Origin of the sequence: Corynebacterium sp. 21KM1197, from assembly GCF_033783015.1 — a bacterium.
GTDB lineage: Bacteria > Actinomycetota > Actinomycetes > Mycobacteriales > Mycobacteriaceae > Corynebacterium.
The window spans coordinates 1,334,215-1,352,320 of record NZ_CP123907.1; the positions used below are offsets into that span (position 1 = coordinate 1,334,215).

Below are 18,106 nucleotides of genomic sequence, written 5' to 3' on the forward strand. Positions count from 1 at the left end.
GTTGGTCTTGGACTCCCCTTGACCGGCCTCATGGCGGCAAGGGGCCGGGAGTGCGGGTATTGTGATGGTCACTTCCTTAGCGCGAAAGAACACAACAAAGAGGTAAACAGTGAAGGATCTCGTCGATACCACCGAGATGTATCTGCGCACCATTTACGAGCTTGAAGAAGAGGGCATTGTGCCCCTGCGCGCCCGTATCGTGGAGCGCCTGGAGCAATCCGGCCCCACGGTGAGCCAGACGGTAGCCCGCATGGAACGCGATGGTCTGCTGCACGTGCGCCAAGATCGCAGCCTGCAACTGACCGAGGAAGGCCGCGAACGCGCCACCGCCGTTATGCGCAAGCACCGCCTCGCGGAACGCCTGCTCACCGACATTCTCCACCTTGATTTAGAGCAGGTACACGATGAGGCCTGCCGCTGGGAACACGTGATGAGCGATGAGGTGGAGCGCCGCGTGGTGGACGTTCTGGGCGATGCCGCCTACTCCCCCTTTGGCAATCCCATCCCGGGTCTCAAGGACCTCGGCATCGACCGGGAATCCGCCAGCGAGCGCGGCGTGCGCCCCGTGGATCTTCCCGAAGGCCAGGACATTCCGGCGCTGCTGCTCCAGGTCAATGAGATCGTGCAGATGGAGACCCGCCTGCTGCGGGCCTTTGCCGACGCCAACATTAGCGTGGGGTCCGAGGTCATGGTGCGCAATGAGAGCGGACTGGTGACCATCTCCAAGGACGGCAAGACCATCGAACTTGCCGATGACCTGGGCCACGCCGTGCGCGTGGAGCCCGTGGAGGGATAATTCCATGAAGTTGCTGGTGACCGGCGGTGCCGGATACGTGGGCAGCGTGTGTTCCCAGGTACTCATCGAGTCCGGCCATGACGTGACCATCGTGGATGACTTTTCCACCGGCAACCGTGACGCGGTTCCCCACGGCGCGCGCCTGGTGGAAGGCCGGGTGGACGAGGTTGTCGATGCCGTGCTCTCCGAGGGAGGCTTTGAGGGCGTGCTGCACTTTGCCGCCCGCTCCCTGGTGGGCGAATCCATGGAAGAGCCCGATGAGTACTGGCGCGATAACATGGGCACCTCGCTGAACCTGCTGGAGGCCATGCGCCGACACCAGGTGAACAACCTCGTCTTTTCCTCCACCGCCGCCACCTATGGCGAGCCGAATACCGTGCCGATCACAGAGGACTTCCCCACCGCGCCCACCAACACGTATGGGGCCACCAAACTCGCCATTGATTACGCCATCACCTCCTACGCGCAGGCATATGGTCTAGCCGCCACGAGCCTGCGGTACTTCAACGTGGCCGGCGCCTACGGGGGTTTGGGCGAACACCGAGAGATAGAAACGCACCTCATTCCGCTTGTATTGCAGGTGGCCCTGGGTCAGCGCGATAAAATCCTCATCTTCGGTGAGGATTGGCCCACCGCGGACGGCACGGCGGTGCGCGATTACATTCACATCCGCGACCTCGCCCAGGCCCACGTGCTGGCCCTGGAATCCAACCACCCCGGGACCCACCGCATCTATAACCTCGGTTCTGGTGCCGGGAACTCCGTGCGCGAGGTCATCGAGGCCTGCCGGGAGGTCACCGGCCACCCGATCCCCGCGGAACTCGCACCCCGGCGCGCGGGCGATCCCGCCGTACTCATCGCCTCCTCCGAGCGGATCATGGCGGAATTAGGGTGGCGGCCCGAGCGCACCGATATTCGCACCATCGTCTCCGACGCCTGGGAGTACACCCGGAACCGGGATTAGATTCCCGCCCTTGGACCGGGCGCGCTCATGCTTCACCCGGAATCGGTGGAGCCGGGAATATTGCTCCTCCCGCTTGCCTCGCTTGATTCCCGCACCGCACACAGCATGGCCTCTGTTCCGCGCTGGCTGCATACCGCGTGGAGGAGCCTGCCGAGCGTGTGCCCCGGTGCCTCCTCCACCGCCGTGTGGAGCGCAAGCGCTGCCCGCCACGGCCGCCCGCAGGCAGCGGCCGCCACAGCGTGGAGGCACAGCGCGTTGGCCCGGGCTTCTCCCCTGGTGTGGTGTACGACGCGGCGTAACGTGCAGTATGCCTGCTCCGGGTGCTCCAGCACCGGGGGTATGAGGAGATCACGCAGCATGTGGTGGCTCAGCAAGATGGCCAGGTGAGTGGTATCCCCGTTGCCTCGCAACAGGTCCTCCGCCTCGGCCTCTACCTCCTTCCGCAAACCCGGTGTGTGCCGCATCGTGTGTACCAGACGATATGCATCCTGGTGATCCACGAACCAGGGCTTACCCCGCACCTGAAAGTGCGCGCAGGCCTCCGCCCTGGTGAGTTCCGGCAACTCCCCACATTCCACCAGAGCCTGCATGGCGGGGGTCTGCGATACCGCCGGAATCACGCCGCCGGGCCACCGGCCATGCTCCTCCTCCCACAGGCACCCATAACGCTCCCCGGTGACGATCCTCTCGCACCACCATCCGCCCCATAGGCGCAGGGCGGGGTGTTGTACTTCTTCTCGCAGGGAACGCACCGCCGAGTCGGAGGGTACGGCGCCGATGAGAAAGACCATCACCGAGGTACTCCCCGCACCCGCGACGGTATCCAGGCCCTCCGCTAGGGCTTCTGGCGGCAACGGATAATCGGCTCGCAGCACCGGGCCCATGTGGTAGGTATTGCCCCGGTGCCGATCCAACCCCACGAGGACCAGGGAGTCCTGGGGATAAAACCCCAAAACCGCCGGAACATTGGCCAGAAGATAACCGGGCACGTTACCCGTGTGCCTTCCCCGGAGATGCTGTGGCTGCTCCGATTTCTCTGCCTGCTCTGAGGCGTGTGTGGGCCGCCCGGTGCTATGCCGCTGCGGGGGATGATCGTATTCGCGTGGAGTCATGCCCCTGAGCATCCCCGCAACGGGCTCTCCCGCTCATCTGCTTGCGGAGCGCCCTGTGCATAACCGGGGTTTTCCACACCATCGCGTTCGGCGCGTAGCGCTGATTCCGGGGAAAAGGTTGGCTAGACTGGCTGGACACTACCGCGAGGCTCCTGCGGTATGGCCCCATCGCAAAGGGGTGGTACCGCACCACGGCGCAATCGGAAGCATACGGTCTATCCGGGAATGAATCCACGGGGTGCTTCGTTGCACGAGGTAGACCAACGACCAAGGAGGACGATCATGCCGGAAGAGCACCGTCACATGTACGAGTTAGAGTACCCATCGCCAGAAGTTTCCTCGGACGGGGCTTCCGGCCCCACCCTTATCGTCGCTCTCCAGGGTTATGCGGATGCGGGGCAAGCCGTGAGTGCCAGCGCGGATCACCTGTTGGCGGCATTAGAAAATCGCCTCGTGGCCTCCTTTAACACCGATGAATTAATTGATTACCGCTCCCGCCGCCCCACGGTCACCATGGAAAACCATGAGGTCACCAAGGTGGAAAAACTATCCCTGGAAATGCGCGTGCTGCGCGATATTCAAGGCCAACATTTTCTGCTGCTCTCCGGCCCCGAGCCGGACTTACGCTGGGATTCCTTTACCCAGGCCGTGGCGGACCTGGTGCGCAAGTACAACGTCAGCCAGGTGATCTGCCTGTACTCCGCGCCCATGACGGTTCCGCACACCCGCCCTCTGGTGGTGTCCGCTCACGGCAATAGCCCCGAACTCATGCAGGATCTTTTCCGCTTCGATGGCTCCGTGATGCTGCCGGGTTCCGCGGCGCTGCAATTAGAGTCCGTTTTGGGTAAGCAGCGCACGGCGGTAGCCGGATTTACCGCGCATGTGCCGCATTACGTGTCCTCCTCGCCCTACCCGGAGGCCACCTTAAAGCTGCTGCGTTCCGTGGGGCATAACGCCAACCTTGAATTACCGCTGCAAACGCTGGAGCGAGATTGGGAGCGCGTGGCTCAGCAATTAACCGAACAGATGGAGGATTCCTCCGAGATTCAGCACGTGGTGGGTGCCCTGGAGCAGCAGTATGACGAGGAGGTAGAGCAATACCGCGCTCGGCACCCCAAGGCCGCGTTACCCGGCGAGGAGGATCTACCCAGCGGCGAGGAGATCGGCCAGGAATTTGAGCGCTTCCTGGCTGACCTCGACGAGGAGGAATAGCCCCGACCCCGCTGGGGTTGGTCTACTAGGGTGGGGTGAATGAACCTCTCCCAGATGTTGCCCGACCTCAGCGAGGTACCGGAATCGCTCTTTGATGAGTCGATTTTTGATTCCTTCCTGGCTTGGACCCGCGAGCGCGGCATAAGTCTCTACCCCGCCCAGGAAGAGGCGGCCCTGGGGATCCTGGCCGGGGATAACGTCATTCTGGCCACCCCCACGGGATCGGGAAAGTCCATGGTGGCCATCGCGGCGCATTTTATCGCGATGGCGCGCGGGCAGCGGAGTTTTTATACCGCCCCCATCAAGGCCCTGGTGAGCGAGAAGTTCTTTGCCCTCTGCGAGATATTCGGCCCGGATAACGTGGGCATGATGACGGGCGACGCCACCGTGAACGGCAACGCCCCCATTATTTGTGCCACCGCGGAGATCGTGGCCAATATCGCGCTGCGCGACGGTGCTCGGGCGCGCATGAACCAGGTGATTATGGATGAGTTCCATTACTATTCCGATCCCGAGCGCGGCTGGGCCTGGCAGGTGCCCCTGCTGGAATTACCGCAGACCCAATTCCTCCTGATGTCCGCCACCCTGGGGGATACGGAGTTTCTGCAACGGGACCTCAGCGAACGCACCGGGCGCACCACCTCCCTGGTGGCCGGGGCCACCAGGCCCGTCCCCCTGGATTTCTCCTACGTTTATACCCCGGTGCACGAGACCATCGAGGAACTCCTTTCCCAGGGGAAGTCCCCCATTTACGTGGTGCACTTTACCCAGCGCGAGGCCGCCGAGCGCGCCCAGGCCCTTACCTCCCTAGCGATGGTCACCCCGGAGGATAAAGAGGCCATCGCCGCAGAGATCGGGGCTTTCCGCTTCAGCACGGCTTTTGGCACCCAACTCTCCCGCCTCCTGCGCAAGGGCATCGGCGTGCACCACGCCGGAATGTTGCCCAAGTATCGGCGCTTGGTGGAAAGGCTCGCGCAAAAGGGATTGCTCAAGGTAATTTGCGGCACCGATACCCTAGGGGTGGGGATTAACGTGCCCATTCGCACCGTGGTCATGACGGGCCTGGCCAAGTTTGATGGCACCAGGCAGCGCATTATGAAGTCCCGCGAGTTTCACCAGATTGCGGGCCGCGCGGGACGCGCGGGCTTTGACACGGAGGGCACCGTGGTGGTGGAGGCTCCCGAGCACGAGATTGAAAACTGGCGCCTGCGCCAGCGCGCGGGCAGCGATCCGAAGAAACTCAAGAAGTTGCGCAAAAAGCACGCCCGCGATGGGGAGGTGAGTTGGAGCGAACGCACCTTTGAGAAATTGACGCAGGCTGAGCCGGAGCACATGGCCTCCCAATTTAAGGTTTCTAATTCCATGGTGATCAACCTGGTATCGCGCCCGGGAAATACCTACGAGCACTTTGAGCACCTGCTGCGCACCAATCACGATCCCCGCGCCAAGCAGAATAAGGATATTCTCACCACCGTGGAATTGGGCCGTGGCTTATTGCGCGCCGGGATCGTGGAAAAGCATGAGGAGGGCTACCGCCTCACCCAGGAGATGCAGCGGGACTTCGCCCTTAACCAGCCGCTTTCCCCCTTTGCTCTGGCCGCGCTCACGCTGCTGGACCCGGAATCGGAGAGTTATACCCTGGACGTGATTAGCACCTTTGAGGCCATTTTGGACGATCCCCGCCCCATTCTGGTAGCCCAGCAAAAGGCCGCGCGGGGGGATCGCATTGCGGAGCTTAAGGCCGATGGTGTGGATTACACCGAACGCATGGCGATCATCGAGGAAATCACCTGGCCCATGCCCCTGAGCGAAGAATTGGAGGACGCCTTTGAGACCTTCTCCCAGGGCGCTCCCTGGGCGCGCGAGTTTCGGTTGAGCCCCAAATCCGTGTTGCGCGACATGATCGAACACGCCATGACCTTCTCCGACCTGGTGGCCACCTATTCCCTCGCCCGCTCCGAGGGCGTGGTGCTGCGGTATCTCACCGATGCCTGGCGCACGCTTCAGCACTCTATTCCCGCGGAATATCGCACGGAGGAATTAGAGGACATCATCGTGTGGCTGGGCGAATTAATTAGGCAGGTGGATTCCTCCCTCGTGGACGAATGGGCACACATGGCCGATCCCGATGCCCCCATTTCTCAGGCCGTGGTGGAACAGGAATTGGCCTTTGGGGTGGAGGATCCCACGGCGCTCACCGCCAACCGCCGGGCCTTTACCATCATGGTGCGCAATGCCATGTTCCGCCTGGTGGAACTCTTTGCCTGGGAAAAGGAGGATCGCCTGGCGGAATTGACCGATTACATCGAGGACGCACCGGACTTCCCCGCCGCCATGGACGAATACTTCGACCAGTATTCCGACCTCGATACCGGCCCCCAGGCGCGCGGCCCGGAGTATTTCCGGCTGGACACCACGGGGCGCGCCTGGCGGGTGCGGCAGATCTTCAAGGACCCGGAGGGGGATAACTCCTTTGCCTATGAGGCCGTGGTGGACCTGGACGCCTCCGATGAAGCCGGGGAGGTGCGCTTCTCCTCGCTGCGGATCGACGCGCACTGAGCGCTCTCCCGGGTCCGTTCGGGGCGTCGATAAGCAAAACAAGGAGTTATTAATGGCTCCCCGCCGGTGTCATAGGTTAAGGTGATGGACTATGCACAATAAAGAGTACCGGCCAACTCTTGCCCAGCTCCGCACCTTTGTCACCATCGCTGACAACAAGCACTTTGGCACCGCCGCAGCCAAGCTCAACATCTCCCAGCCCTCCCTCTCCCAGGCGCTCTCCGCCCTGGAAAACGGGATCGGAGTGCAACTCATCGAGCGCTCCACGCGCAAGGTCATCGTCACCCCCATCGGTGAGCGCCTGCTGCCCTACGCCAAGGCGACCCTGGACGCCACCGACATCTTCGTGGCGCACTCGCGCGGCTCCTACGGGCAACTCGCCGGCCCGCTCACTCTCGGGGTGATCCCCACCATCGCCCCGTATCTGCTGCCCACGCTGCTTCCACTGCTGCAACAGGAATACCCCGAGCTAGAGCCGCGCATCGTGGAGGATCGCACCACCCACCTGGTATCCATGTTGCGCGATGGGCGTATCGACGCCGCCCTGCTCGCCCTCCCCTCCGAGGCCCCCGGGCTCGTGGATATCCCCCTCTACCAGGAGGACTTCGTGGTGGTGGTGCCCTCCGCGCACCACCTCGCCGGGCGACACGACCTCACGCTTCAGGCGCTGGAGGAACTGCGGCTTCTTTTGCTTAACGACGGCCACTGCCTCCACGATCAAATCGTGGATCTCTGCCGCAAGGCCGACCTCAACCCCGGCGAGGCCGCCAGCGCCGTCACCCGGGCTTCCTCGCTGACCACCATCGTGCAACTGGTGGCCGGGGGTCTGGGTTCCACGCTGGTGCCCATCAGCGCGGTGGAGACGGAGTGCCAGCGCCCGGGCTTAAGCATCGCCACCTTTGCCCCCGGTGTGAGCGCGGAGCGGCACGTGGGGCTGGCGTACCGGGCCTCTAGTTCCCGCGCGGCGGAGTTCACCAAACTGGGAACCATCATCACCCGCGCGTATCGCACCGCCGTGCCGCTGCGGCCGAACGCACACTAGGCGGTGGGCAGCGCGCCCTGGCTGGCCTGGCGGAAGATGTGCGCGTACATCAGGTAATACGCGGGCAGGAAGATCAAAAAGCCGAGAGTCAGGGTGAAAACACCACCCACTGTGAGCGCGATACCGCCCACAATGCTAAAGAGCAGCAGCATGCCGTAATTACGCTTGCCCGCCTGAAAGCCCAAAACGATGGATTCCTTGAAGCCATATCCATCGGCGGCGTACTAATCCCAGAGCACAAAGAACGGACTCACCAGGACGCTCAGAAGGAGCGCCGCGCCCGTGATCACCAGGATAAAGACGCTATTAGTGACCGTGTTCATCACCAGCGCCACCAGGGGCAACACGATGAGAACAACGCCAATGAGCCCCAGGAGCGACTGCACGAGGGACAGCCCCAACACCTGGAAGTACCGCACATTCCGGAAGAAGTCCCCCAGGCCCACGCGCTTCTTATCCACCTGGGCCAACATTCCGGTGAGAATAAAGGGCATGATGAGAAGTTGCGCCAGGCTCAGGGCGTATTGCCCCCAGCCCGCGTTCATCGCGTCCACGGCGGCATCGGGGTTGGTCTCCATCAGCTCCATGTTCGGCAGAATCATTAGCACCGCGTAGAGCGCCATGGCCACAAAGCCCAGGACGAGGGTGCCAAGAATCCAGATGTACCAACTAGAAAACGTCGCCTTGAAACCCCAGGGCACTGCCGCCCCCAGGTTCACCTTGCCCGTGCCCTGCACGGACTTTTCCTGCGCCCACTCGGGAGTTTCCTGGCTATACTGCGGATACTTATCAAAGCCCGGAGAATCCTCCGGGTGCGGGGTAGAGGGATAGGTCATTGCTATTTCCCTTCCTTTCTTTATTTACACGGGTGTGCAACCCAGGCTATCGCAACACTCTATGTGCGCGCAGGCACAACGCCGCCCGAGGCCTGCCTGGCGATATGCGCGTTGGACAAAAGGTACACGGCCGGAAAAACAAGCAGCCCCAATCCCAGGGTGGACAGGCACAAAATCCCCACGACTATGGGGGCAAGCAGGCCGTACAGCAGCAACTGCCAATAGTTCCATTTACCGGCCTCAATCCCCTTGCGAATAGCGGATTTTACGTCTTGGCCATCGGCGGCAAACCAATCCCACAGGTAAATCAGGGGCGCCAGGAAAATACCCAGGATACCGCCGATGAGCGCACCAATACCGGCCAGGGCCGCTTCCCCGGTTTCTCCCATAAGGCTGCCGAGGAGACCGAAGATCCCCGATACCGCATAGCTAAGGGAATAATTGATCGCGGTGGCCAGCAGCGCCGTGATGGCAACGGAACCATAGTTCAGGTTCTCAAAGAAGTAACTCCACCGCCCCTTTTCCTTATCCACCTGCGCCAGGGCACCGGAATAAAGAAAGGGCGTTACGAGAACAGTGGATACTGCACCCAGAATGGTCATTGTCAAGTTACCGGCTATTCCCGAAGTGGCGAAAAGATCCACCCCACTCTTGGCCAGATACACCCCCAGCGATGCACCCACCACACCCAGCACCAATAACAGCAGGAAGGAACCGAGTATCCACACGCGCTTATTGCTAAATACCGCGCGAAAAGCCCACTTCACCGCCGCAAAAACATCCACAACGCCCGATCCCTGGGTGGGAGCATCCGGGGTGTTATCCGGCGTATAGGCGGGATATGCCCCAAACCCCGGAGCATCCTCCGGGTGCGGAACAGAAGGATACGTCATTGATCTCCCTTTCCTCATTCTTCGGACATAAATCACAGTCCATGCTACCTAACCGTTGGTGCGCGGCCCCGGATCGCCTAAAATCTGCCGATAGCATGAATACTTCCAACCTCAAAGAGCACATCGCCGCCCGGCTCCCCCACGTCCCCCTCGCTCAGGAGCGTTCCCTTCGCCGCCGCCTCCGCGAGGCCACCACCGCCGAGGACTGGGAGGCCCTGGCGCGGGACGTCGATAGTGGTTGCGCCGAGGTAGAGCGCCGCGCCGCGCTGATCCCGGAGATTACCTACCCCGAGGAACTCCCCGTGAGCGCGCGGCACGAGGATATTGCTCAGGCGATCAAGGAGCACCAGGTAGTGATCATCGCCGGTGAGACGGGTTCGGGTAAGACCACTCAGATTCCTAAGATTTGCCTGGAACTGGGCTTTGGCCGTCGAGGCATGATCGGCCACACCCAGCCACGACGCCTGGCCGCGCGCACCGTGGCCGAGCGCATAGCCCAGGAACTCGGACAGGATATTGGGCAATCCGTGGGATATGCCATTCGCTTTGATGATCGCGTGAGCCCGCACACCGCCGTGAAACTCATGACGGACGGTATTCTCCTCGCGGAAATGCAACGCGATCGCTTTTTCAACGCCTACGACGTCATCATTATCGACGAGGCCCACGAGCGCTCGCTCAACATCGACTTCCTCCTGGGTTATCTCAAACGACTGCTCCCCAAGCGGCCCGATCTTAAGATCATTATCACCTCGGCCACCATTGATCCCGAACGCTTTGCCCAGCACTTCGCGGACTCCCAGGGCAATCCCGCGCCCATCGTCGAGGTATCCGGGCGCACCTATCCAGTGGAAATTCGATACCGCCCCGATGACGATGACCCGGACGCCCTCGTCCACGCCATCGAGGAACTCATGGCCGAGGGGCCCGGCGATATTCTCTGCTTCTTTCCCAGCGAGCGCGATATTAGGGACGCCATGGAACTCCTAGAATCCCGGCGCTGGCGCGGAACGCACATTCTGCCGCTTTTTGGCCGCCTCTCCAACCAGGAGCAACACCGGGTATTCTCCCCCCACTCGGGACGGCGCATTGTGCTTTCCACCAATATCGCAGAAACCTCCCTGACGGTTCCCGGTATTCACTACGTGGTGGACACCGGCACCGCGCGCATTTCCCGTTATTCCACCCGCACCAAGGTGCAAAGGCTGCCCATCGAGCCCATTTCCCAGGCCAGTGCCAATCAGCGCTCCGGGCGCTGCGGGCGCGTGGCCGAGGGCGTGGCCATTCGACTGTATTCTGAAGAGGATTTTCTCTCCCGCCCGGAATTCACCGACCCGGAGATTCTGCGCACAAATCTCGCCAGCGTCATCTTACAAATGGCCTCGCTCCGCCTGGGCGATGTTGCTCGTTTCCCCTTCGTGCAGCCCCCGGAAGCCCGCCATATCCGCGATGGACTCACCCTCCTGCACGAACTCGGCGCTATCTCTCAGCCGCGCCCCGAAGGGTTGCCCAAACTCACCCGGATCGGCCGCGACCTTGCCCGCATTCCGGTCGATCCTCGGTTGGCCCGCATGTTGGTAGAGGCCCAGCGCCTGGGGTGCCTCCACGAGGTCATCGTGATCGTGGCGGCCCTGACCACCCAGGATATTCGGGAGCGCCCCCTGGATCACCAAGCCCAGGCGGATCAACTGCACGCCCGGTTCCGCGATAAAAAGAGCGACTTCCTCAGCTACCTCAAACTCTGGGATTACCTTGGACAAAAGCGGGAGGAGCTCAGCGGCAACGGGCTGCGCCGGTTGATGAAGGCCGAGTTCCTGCACTACATGCGCTCGCGCGAGTGGCGCGATCTGGTGCGCCAACTGCGCGATGTGGCCAAGCAATTGGGGTGGAATATCCCCCGTCCCGCAGACGATACCTCGGCTCCGGCTGCGCGTACGTCGGCAAGCGGCGCACCCACCGCCCACACTGCCCCAGGCAATGCGGAGGCCATTCATTCCAGCCTGCTGGCCGGGCTGCTCATGAATATCGGCCAGCGCGACGGCAACTCCAAGGAGTTCCACGGCACCCGGAACACTCGGTTCATGGTGTTCCCCGGCTCCGCCCTGGCCAAAAAGCCCCCGGAGTTCGTCATGGCTGCCGAGCTGGTGGAGACCTCCCGCCTGTGGGCCCGGGACGTCGCCGCCATTGATCCCGCCTGGGTGGAACGCCTGGCCGGAAACCTACTCAAGCGGCAGTATTCCGATCCCGTGTGGTCACGCTCCAAGGCGGCCGCGGTGGTGCGGGAAAAGGCCACCCTCTACGGGGTGACCATCTACGCGGATCGCACCGTGCCCTATCACCGGGTGGACCCCGAGGCCGCGCGATCCCTGTTTATCCGGCACGCCCTCATCGAGGGCGATTGGGCCACCCGCCATCACTTTTTCCACGATAATGCCGCCAAGTTGGCCGAGGCCGCAGAGATCGAGGAAAAGGCCCGCCGCCGTGGCCTGGTGGCCGATGAGGACGTGCTCTACGAGTTCTACGATCAGCGCATACCCCGCACCGTTACCACGGGCGCGCACTTTGATTCCTGGTGGAAGAAAAAGCGCCGCGAGAATCCCGCCGCGCTGGATTTCTCCCCCGAGGCTCTGCTGCACGATGATGCCCAGGAGATTACCCAGGATCTCTTTCCCGATCACTGGGATCAATTCCGCCTGGAATACTCCTTTACCCCCGGCAGCAAGGATGACGGCGTGCGTGTGCTCATCCCCGTGCCCATGCTCGCCAGCATCGATCCCGCCCCGTTCCAGTGGCTGGTGCCCGGCCTGCGCGTGGAATTGGTCACGGAACTCATCCGCAGCCTGCCCAAGGGGCTGCGCCGCAGCGTGGTGCCCGCCCCCGATTTCGCGGAGAAGGTCACCCCCCTGCTCAATCCCGGCGAGGACCTGCGGGAATCCCTCGCCGCCGGGCTCCGCAGACTGGGTGGCACCGGCATCGACGCCACGGATTTCTCCCTTGCTGCCCTGCCCGCCCACCTGCGCATGACCTTTGCCGCAGTGAATAAGCGAGGCAAGATCATCGACGCGGACAAGGACGTCCAGGCCCTGCGCCAGCGCCAGGCCACGCAGATTCGCTCCTCGATGGATCGCCTGGGAAGTTACTCCGAGACCACCTCCGCTAAGGAGTGGACGGCAGAAACCCTGGGCACCATCCCGGAAACCGTGCAGACCACCGTGGACGGACACTCCGTGACCGCCTACCCCGCCCTCCGGCTTAACGAGGGAGCCATTTCCGTGGTGGTGCTGCCCACCAAGACCGCTGCGGATCAATCCATGCTCACCACCACGCTCACCCTGCTCATGCGGGCTGTCACGGTCAATGCCAAGCAGATGACCAAGGGGCTCCCGCTGCAACAGCGCGTGGCCTTAGAGCACTATCCGCACGGCGGCGTCGAGGGAATCGTGGAGGAGGCCCGCGTGGCCGCCATCAGGGATCTTCTGCTTGCCGCCGGAGGCCCCGTGCGCAGCCCCGAGGAGTTCGCCGGGCTGCGCGACACCCTCGTGCCCAAGGTGGCGGGCGAGGTTCGCCGCAGCATCGTGGCCATTGCCCCGGCGCTGGTCTCCTACGAGCGCGTGGCCGATGAGTTAAACGAGTGGGAGGGCCCGGCCATCGACGACATGCGGGCGGAACTCAACTTTCTCCTCCCTCCCAAGGCCCTCATTGTGCACGGGATCAATCACCTCAAGCACCTCCCGCGTTATCTCCAGGCGATGAATCTGCGCCTGGAGGAGATGAACCGCGATCCCGATAAGGACGCCGCCCGGCAAGACGAGGTGGACACGGTGCTCACGCACCTGCGCAAGGTGCTCGCCGCCAAGCCCAAGGGAGCGGAAAAAACCAGGCCGGTCAAGGAAATCTACTGGATGATCGAGGAATTCCGCGTGAGCCTCTTTGCACAGCGGCTGGGCACCGCGCAACCTGTCTCGCGCAAGCGGATCATGCGGGCGATAGACAAACTCTAAATCTCATGGGTGGCTATGTCGCCGCGTCCCTCCCGGGCACGGCGACGCATGAGCCGGATCTCCTTTTCAAAGTCCTCCGCGCAGTCAAAGGATTTATACACGGAGGCAAAGCGCAGATAGGCCACCTCGTCCAATTCGCGCAGCGGCTCCAGGATCGCCAGGCCAATGGCATTGGCGTTGATCTGGGAACTGCCGTGGCTGCGCACCGTCTCCTCTACCTGCTGAGCCAGGCGCTTGAGGGAGTCATCGGAGACGTCGCGCCCCTGGCAGGCGCGGCGCACGCCGGTGATCACCTTCTCACGGCTAAACGGCTCCGTGACCCCATTGCGCTTGACCACCAGGAGGATCGCCTTCTCCACGGTGGTAAAGCGTCCAGAGCAACTACTACATTCCCGGCGGCGTCGAATGGCCGCACCGGCGTCAATCACTCTGGAATCAATCACCCTGGAATGGGTGTGGTGGCAAAAGGGGCAGTACACGGAAAACCATGCCTCCTTGTGGCAAAATCTTGCGGTGCAACGATGAAATAGATACCGGCCCGATTCTATTACCTCTCCCCTTAACGCGCGGCGGACACCGCTCCGGCGTGAATATCCATTCCCATCTCCACGGCGGGATCGGGCCCCTCATCCGTGAGGAATACCGCTCCCAGCACCACACTCAGCCCAAAGACTCCGCCCACCAGGTACGTGGTGATCCGATCGGTGGGGCTGCGTCGCGGACGTGTTCCATCCGACATGCCATCGCTGCGCTCGAATATCGGGGCATCACCCCTCACTCCATCTAATCCCCTATTCGAATGAGTGAGCGTTCGAACGCCCCTTAAGTCTCCCACCGCAGCAAACCCCTCACCCGGCTCCCACACCGCCGCAGGGGGGAACGGGGCGAGCGGAGAGATCACCGTGGTTAATCGGAGCAAATGAGGTAGTCATGGCACTATCCTTCCTAGGGCCTGTTCCTGCACAACATCAGTCAATACCCATCGAACAAACCAACCCATACGGTAGATCAGGTGTTCGATAAAGCGTTCGATACCCGTTATAGCACCCATCCGCACCCCTGTCTAGCCCCAGGGCAAAAATCTTCGAACACCCGTCCCAAACAGCCCCCGGCATTGTGTACAGTGAAGGGCATTGGAATCGCACCGGCGAAGGAGTACCGCACATGCCCCGCACCCCCAGTGGCCCCAGCGCAGACAAGGACGCCCCTGATCTCTCCACGTTGTCCCCACGGCAGCGTCGAATCCTTGAGGTGATCCGGGACGCCGTGGTCCTACGCGGATACCCGCCGAGCATCCGAGAGATTGGCGATGCGGCAGGCCTCCAATCCACCTCCTCGGTGGCGTACCAGCTCAAGGAGCTAGAGAAAAAGGGCTTTCTGCGCCGCGATCCCAACAAGCCCCGCGCGGTAGACGTGCGGCACCTCCCGGGTGACCCCGCCCCCGCCAAGAAGCAAACCGCCGCACCGGAGACATCGGCTCCGCCCGAGGCCGCAGCCACCTCCTACGTTCCGCTCCTGGGCAATATCGCCGCAGGTTCCCCGATCCTGGCGGAGGAAAACGTCGATGACTATTTCCCTCTGCCCAGCGATGTGGTGGGAGACGGGGAACTCTACATGCTGAAGGTATCCGGGGAATCCATGCGCGATGCCGGTATTTTGCACGGCGATTGGATCGTGGTGCGCTCTCAGCCGGTGGCAGAGGAGGGCGAGTTCGTGGCCGCCCTCATCGACGGGGAGGCCACCGTCAAGGAGTTCCACCGAGATTCCACTGGGGTGTGGCTCCTACCTCACAATGAGGCCTTTGACCCCATCGACGGCTCCCAGGGGCAGATCATGGGCAAGGTGGTATCTGTCATGCGGAAACTATAGTTACTCACCCCCGAAAAGGGGGTATTCTCTCCTCCACTCTCCGCCTTTCTCACTTTCTGACCTCCACATTTGGCCCGAGCCAACACGAGGTCAATCAATCCCACAAGGCAAATGTGGTTTTTATGGAACAATGGGGTCATCTTGAGGGGTTCACGCCCCGGCTGCCGCCAAGGTGCGACCAAGAGCAGCCCCAATGGTTCCGGGAAACCGACCCGGATAATCCGATTGGAGTCTGAGCAGACCCCGAGTGGACCCAAGTGGAAAGGAATGACCGCCATGTATGCAGAGGAGCGTCGGCGTCAGATCGCCGCCCAGACTGCCGTCGAGGGCAGGGTGAACGTGACGGAACTCTCCCGGAAGTTTGACGTCACCGCCGAGACCATCCGCCGCGACCTCGCCGTGCTCGACCGCGATGGGATCGTGCACCGCGTTCACGGCGGTGCCGTGGCCACGCAGTCCTTTCAAACCACGGAGCTCTCCCTGGACGCTCGCCTGCGCTCCGCGCCCAACGCCAAGTCCGCCATCGCCCGGGCCGCACTCAACTTCCTCCCGGATTCCCCCGGTGGTGGACTTTTCCTCGATGCCGGCACCACCGTCACCGCCCTGGCCGACCTCATTGCGGATACTCCCCAGGCAAATCAGTGGTCGATCGTGACCAATAGCCTGCCCATCGCGCTGACGATGGCCAATAAGGGGCTCAGCGAGATTCAACTGCTGGGCGGCTCCGTCCGGGCGATCACGCAGGCCGTGGTGGGCGATACCGCCCTGCGCACCCTGGCCCTCATGCGGGCGGACGTGGCCTTCATCGGCACGAACGCCCTCACCCTCGATCACGGCCTTTCCACCGCCGATGCCCAGGAGGCCGCGATCAAGTCCGCAATGGTCACCAACGCCCGCCGGGTGGTGGTGCTGTGCGATTCCAGCAAGATCGGCAACGATTACCTGGTGAGCTTCGCCGCCATCGAGAATATTGACGTTGTGATCACCGATAGCAACGCGCCCGAGTCCTATGTGCAGAGCCTGCGCGACCGCGACATAGAGGTGGTGCTGGCCTCCTAGAGCCAGCGCAAAGGCGGTGGGCCAAGATATTTCGTCTCGCCCACCGCCCTGTATGGCGGTTCTATACCGCCAGGATCGCGCGCACGGCGTCGCGCGCCTCCGAGGCCCCCTCGGAGGCCAGGGCCGCCGCTGCGGCGGCCTCGCACTCCTCCAGGGTTACCTCCGCGAGTTGCGCGCCCACTCCCGCCACGGCTGTGGAGGCGGCAGAAAGCGAGTTCACGCCCAGGCCGGTGAGCACGCAGGCCAGGAGCGGATCGGCGGCGGCCTCGCCGCACACACCCACGGCAGTATTCGTATCGCGCCCCACCACGCAGGTGTGCTGGATAAGGCGCAGCACGGCGGGTTGCCAGGGATCGGTCAAATACGCCAACTGGGAAGAAAGGCGATCGGCAGCCATCGTGTACTGGGTGAGGTCATTGGTGCCGATGGAGACGAAGTCCAGGTGCGGCATGATCTTATCCGCCATGAGCGCGGCGGCGGGCACCTCGATCATCGCGCCCGGGGTGAGCCCGCGCTCCTTGCACAGGGAGGCAAACCACTCGGCCTCCCGCGCCGTGGAGACCATCGGCGCCATGACCCAGGTGGGGGCCTGATCGCCGCGCCCCTGCGCGGCCTGGGCGATGGCATCGAGCTGGCGGGTAAGCAGGGCCTCGTTATCCCGGGCAATGCGCAGGCCGCGCACGCCCAGGGCCGGGTTCTCCTCCTCGCTCATATTGGCGTAGGCGATGGGCTTATCCGAGCCCGCGTCCAGGGTGCGCACCACGACCTTGGACTCCGGGAAGGCGGCAAAGACCTTGCCGTACAGGGCCGCCTGCTCGTCCACCGAGGGTTCCTCCGTGGCGGAGAGGAAACTCATCTCCGTACGGTAGAGGCCAATGCCCTCCGCCTGGGTATCGGCGGCAATGCGCGCGGCGTTGGCGTCTTGGACGTTGGCGAGCAATTGCACCCGGTGCTCGTCCTTGGTGCTGGCGGGGCCCGTCCACTGGGCGATCTTGGCGGCGCGCTCCTGGGATTCCTGCACCATGCGCGCCGCCTCCTCCGGGTCCGCGCCGCTGCTCACGGTGCCCACGGAGCCGTCGATAAGCACCTTGGTGCCCGCGGCAAAGTCGCGGATCGAGGTCCCGGCGGCCACGATGCAGGGCAGATTGAGCTGGCGGGCGATGATCGCCGTGTGGCTGGTGGGCCCGCCGAGTTCCGTAACCAGTCCGCGATAATGCTCGATATCCAGGGCGGCGGTATCGGCCGGGGAAAGATCATCGGCAAAGAGAATAACCTCACCCTCGATGGCGGGCAGGCCGGGCTCCTCCTCGCCGCGCAACTGCGCGATCACGCGATCTCGAATATCGCGCAGGTCGGTGGTGCGCTCCGCCATCACGCCGCCCGCCGCGTTGAACATGGCCACGAACTTGGCGGTGGCCTCCACCGTGGCAAAGGCGGCGTCCATGCCCGATCGGATATTTTTACGCACGGTCTTGCGCCAACCCCGATCGCGCACCATTCCGGCGGTAGCCCCCAACACCTCGGCGGCGGGGCCCTCGGCGCTGTTAGCGCGGGCGTCGAGACGCTCCGCCACGGCGTCGGCCGCCGCGACAAACTTCTCGTACTCCGCCTCCCGTTCTTCCTCGGGAATCGTGGTGCCGCCGGTGGGAAGTTCGGGGCGGGGACGCACCCACACCACGTCCGCGTAGGCGATACCCGCAACCACGCCGGTGCCCTTTGCGGTGAGGTGAGCAGAAGCATTGTTTCCAGAGCCTTCGGTCATG

Annotated in this window: 15 protein-coding genes; 8 read left to right on the forward strand and 7 right to left on the reverse strand. The window is 63.0% G+C overall.

The genetic code is table 11. The features are described from left to right. The first annotated feature begins 109 nt into the window (after positions 1-109). Entirely contained in the window at positions 110-796 is a 687-nt protein-coding gene (locus OLW90_RS06510; protein WP_319649282.1) for a metal-dependent transcriptional regulator, read from the forward strand. Between the two features lie 4 nt (positions 797-800). Continuing rightward, on the forward strand, positions 801-1,760 hold the full coding sequence (gene galE, locus OLW90_RS06515) for a UDP-glucose 4-epimerase GalE (protein WP_319649283.1): 960 nt from the start codon (positions 801-803) through the stop codon (positions 1,758-1,760). A 32-nt stretch (positions 1,761-1,792) separates the two neighbouring features. Here the strand turns inward: galE and OLW90_RS06520 are convergent, their stop codons facing one another. Then, positions 1,793-2,749 carry a DUF4192 domain-containing protein gene (locus tag OLW90_RS06520; RefSeq protein ID WP_319649284.1) on the reverse strand — a complete coding sequence of 319 codons (957 nt, stop codon included), beginning with the start codon at positions 2,747-2,749 and terminating at the stop codon, positions 1,793-1,795. Between the two features lie 405 nt (positions 2,750-3,154). Here OLW90_RS06520 and OLW90_RS06525 point away from each other — a divergent pair, with 405 nt between their 5' ends. From OLW90_RS06525 to OLW90_RS06535, 3 genes are all read left to right on the forward strand, one after another. Next, complete coding sequence (locus tag OLW90_RS06525; protein WP_319649285.1) at positions 3,155-4,084, forward strand: PAC2 family protein; 930 nt, start codon at positions 3,155-3,157, stop codon at positions 4,082-4,084. 39 nt (positions 4,085-4,123) lie between these two features. After that, positions 4,124-6,643, forward strand: a complete 2,520-nt coding sequence (locus tag OLW90_RS06530) for a DEAD/DEAH box helicase (RefSeq protein WP_319649286.1) — start codon at positions 4,124-4,126, stop codon at positions 6,641-6,643. A gap of 91 nt (positions 6,644-6,734) precedes the next feature. Then, positions 6,735-7,685 (forward strand): hydrogen peroxide-inducible genes activator, encoded by a 951-nt coding sequence (locus OLW90_RS06535; protein ID WP_319649287.1) that lies wholly within the window; start codon positions 6,735-6,737, stop codon positions 7,683-7,685. Here the strand turns inward: OLW90_RS06535 and OLW90_RS06540 are convergent. From OLW90_RS06540 to OLW90_RS06550, 3 genes are read right to left on the reverse strand one after another with little or no spacing between them, the layout of a single operon-like run. Next, on the reverse strand, positions 7,682-7,870 hold the full coding sequence (locus OLW90_RS06540; RefSeq protein WP_319649288.1) for a hypothetical protein: 189 nt from the start codon (positions 7,868-7,870) through the stop codon (positions 7,682-7,684). The genes OLW90_RS06535 and OLW90_RS06540 overlap by 4 nt on opposite strands. 39 nt (positions 7,871-7,909) lie before the next feature. Then, positions 7,910-8,521, reverse strand: a complete 612-nt coding sequence (locus tag OLW90_RS06545) for a hypothetical protein (RefSeq protein ID WP_319649289.1) — start codon at positions 8,519-8,521, stop codon at positions 7,910-7,912. Between the two features lie 59 nt (positions 8,522-8,580). Continuing rightward, a complete protein-coding gene (locus OLW90_RS06550; RefSeq protein ID WP_319649290.1) occupies positions 8,581-9,414 on the reverse strand; it encodes a hypothetical protein in 834 nt (277 codons plus the stop codon). Between the two features lie 95 nt (positions 9,415-9,509). On the opposite strand from OLW90_RS06550, the gene hrpA reads away from it, so the two are divergent. Continuing rightward, positions 9,510-13,415 (forward strand): ATP-dependent RNA helicase HrpA, encoded by a 3,906-nt coding sequence (gene hrpA / locus OLW90_RS06555; RefSeq protein ID WP_319649291.1) that lies wholly within the window; start codon positions 9,510-9,512, stop codon positions 13,413-13,415. Here the strand turns inward: hrpA and nrdR are convergent. Together nrdR and OLW90_RS06565 are read right to left on the reverse strand one after the other, a co-directional pair. Continuing rightward, the gene (gene nrdR, locus OLW90_RS06560; protein WP_319649292.1) at positions 13,412-13,894 is read right to left on the reverse strand and encodes a transcriptional regulator NrdR; all 483 of its coding nucleotides are present in this window, start codon (positions 13,892-13,894) and stop codon (positions 13,412-13,414) included. The genes hrpA and nrdR overlap by 4 nt on opposite strands. Before the next feature lie 80 nt (positions 13,895-13,974). Beyond that, complete coding sequence (locus OLW90_RS06565) at positions 13,975-14,154, reverse strand: hypothetical protein (RefSeq protein ID WP_319649293.1); 180 nt, start codon at positions 14,152-14,154, stop codon at positions 13,975-13,977. 425 nt (positions 14,155-14,579) lie between these two features. On the opposite strand from OLW90_RS06565, the gene lexA reads away from it, so the two are divergent. Continuing rightward, positions 14,580-15,284 (forward strand): transcriptional repressor LexA, encoded by a 705-nt coding sequence (gene lexA, locus OLW90_RS06570; RefSeq protein ID WP_319649294.1) that lies wholly within the window; start codon positions 14,580-14,582, stop codon positions 15,282-15,284. Positions 15,285-15,560: 276 nt separating this feature from the next. Then, positions 15,561-16,343, forward strand: coding sequence for a DeoR/GlpR family DNA-binding transcription regulator (locus OLW90_RS06575; protein WP_319649295.1), 783 nt, complete (start codon positions 15,561-15,563; stop codon positions 16,341-16,343). A gap of 61 nt (positions 16,344-16,404) precedes the next feature. On the opposite strand, the gene ptsP is transcribed toward OLW90_RS06575, so the two are convergent. Further along, entirely contained in the window at positions 16,405-18,105 is a 1,701-nt protein-coding gene (ptsP, locus tag OLW90_RS06580; protein WP_319649296.1) for a phosphoenolpyruvate--protein phosphotransferase, read from the reverse strand. Position 18,106: the final 1 nt, after the last annotated feature.

Coding starts and splice junctions, on each gene's coding strand:
- OLW90_RS06525 (WP_319649285.1), top strand. CDS start 3,155: ATGCCGGAAGAGCACCGTCACATGTACGAGTTAGAGTACCCATCGCCA.
- galE (WP_319649283.1), top strand. CDS start 801: ATGAAGTTGCTGGTGACCGGCGGTGCCGGATACGTGGGCAGCGTGTGT.
- ptsP (WP_319649296.1), bottom strand. CDS start 18,105: ATGACCGAAGGCTCTGGAAACAATGCTTCTGCTCACCTCACCGCAAAG.
- hrpA (WP_319649291.1), top strand. CDS start 9,510: ATGAATACTTCCAACCTCAAAGAGCACATCGCCGCCCGGCTCCCCCAC.
- OLW90_RS06575 (WP_319649295.1), top strand. CDS start 15,561: ATGTATGCAGAGGAGCGTCGGCGTCAGATCGCCGCCCAGACTGCCGTC.
- OLW90_RS06565 (WP_319649293.1), bottom strand. CDS start 14,154: ATGTCGGATGGAACACGTCCGCGACGCAGCCCCACCGATCGGATCACC.
- OLW90_RS06535 (WP_319649287.1), top strand. CDS start 6,735: ATGCACAATAAAGAGTACCGGCCAACTCTTGCCCAGCTCCGCACCTTT.
- lexA (WP_319649294.1), top strand. CDS start 14,580: ATGCCCCGCACCCCCAGTGGCCCCAGCGCAGACAAGGACGCCCCTGAT.
- OLW90_RS06545 (WP_319649289.1), bottom strand. CDS start 8,521: ATGACCTATCCCTCTACCCCGCACCCGGAGGATTCTCCGGGCTTTGAT.
- OLW90_RS06530 (WP_319649286.1), top strand. CDS start 4,124: ATGAACCTCTCCCAGATGTTGCCCGACCTCAGCGAGGTACCGGAATCG.
- OLW90_RS06550 (WP_319649290.1), bottom strand. CDS start 9,414: ATGACGTATCCTTCTGTTCCGCACCCGGAGGATGCTCCGGGGTTTGGG.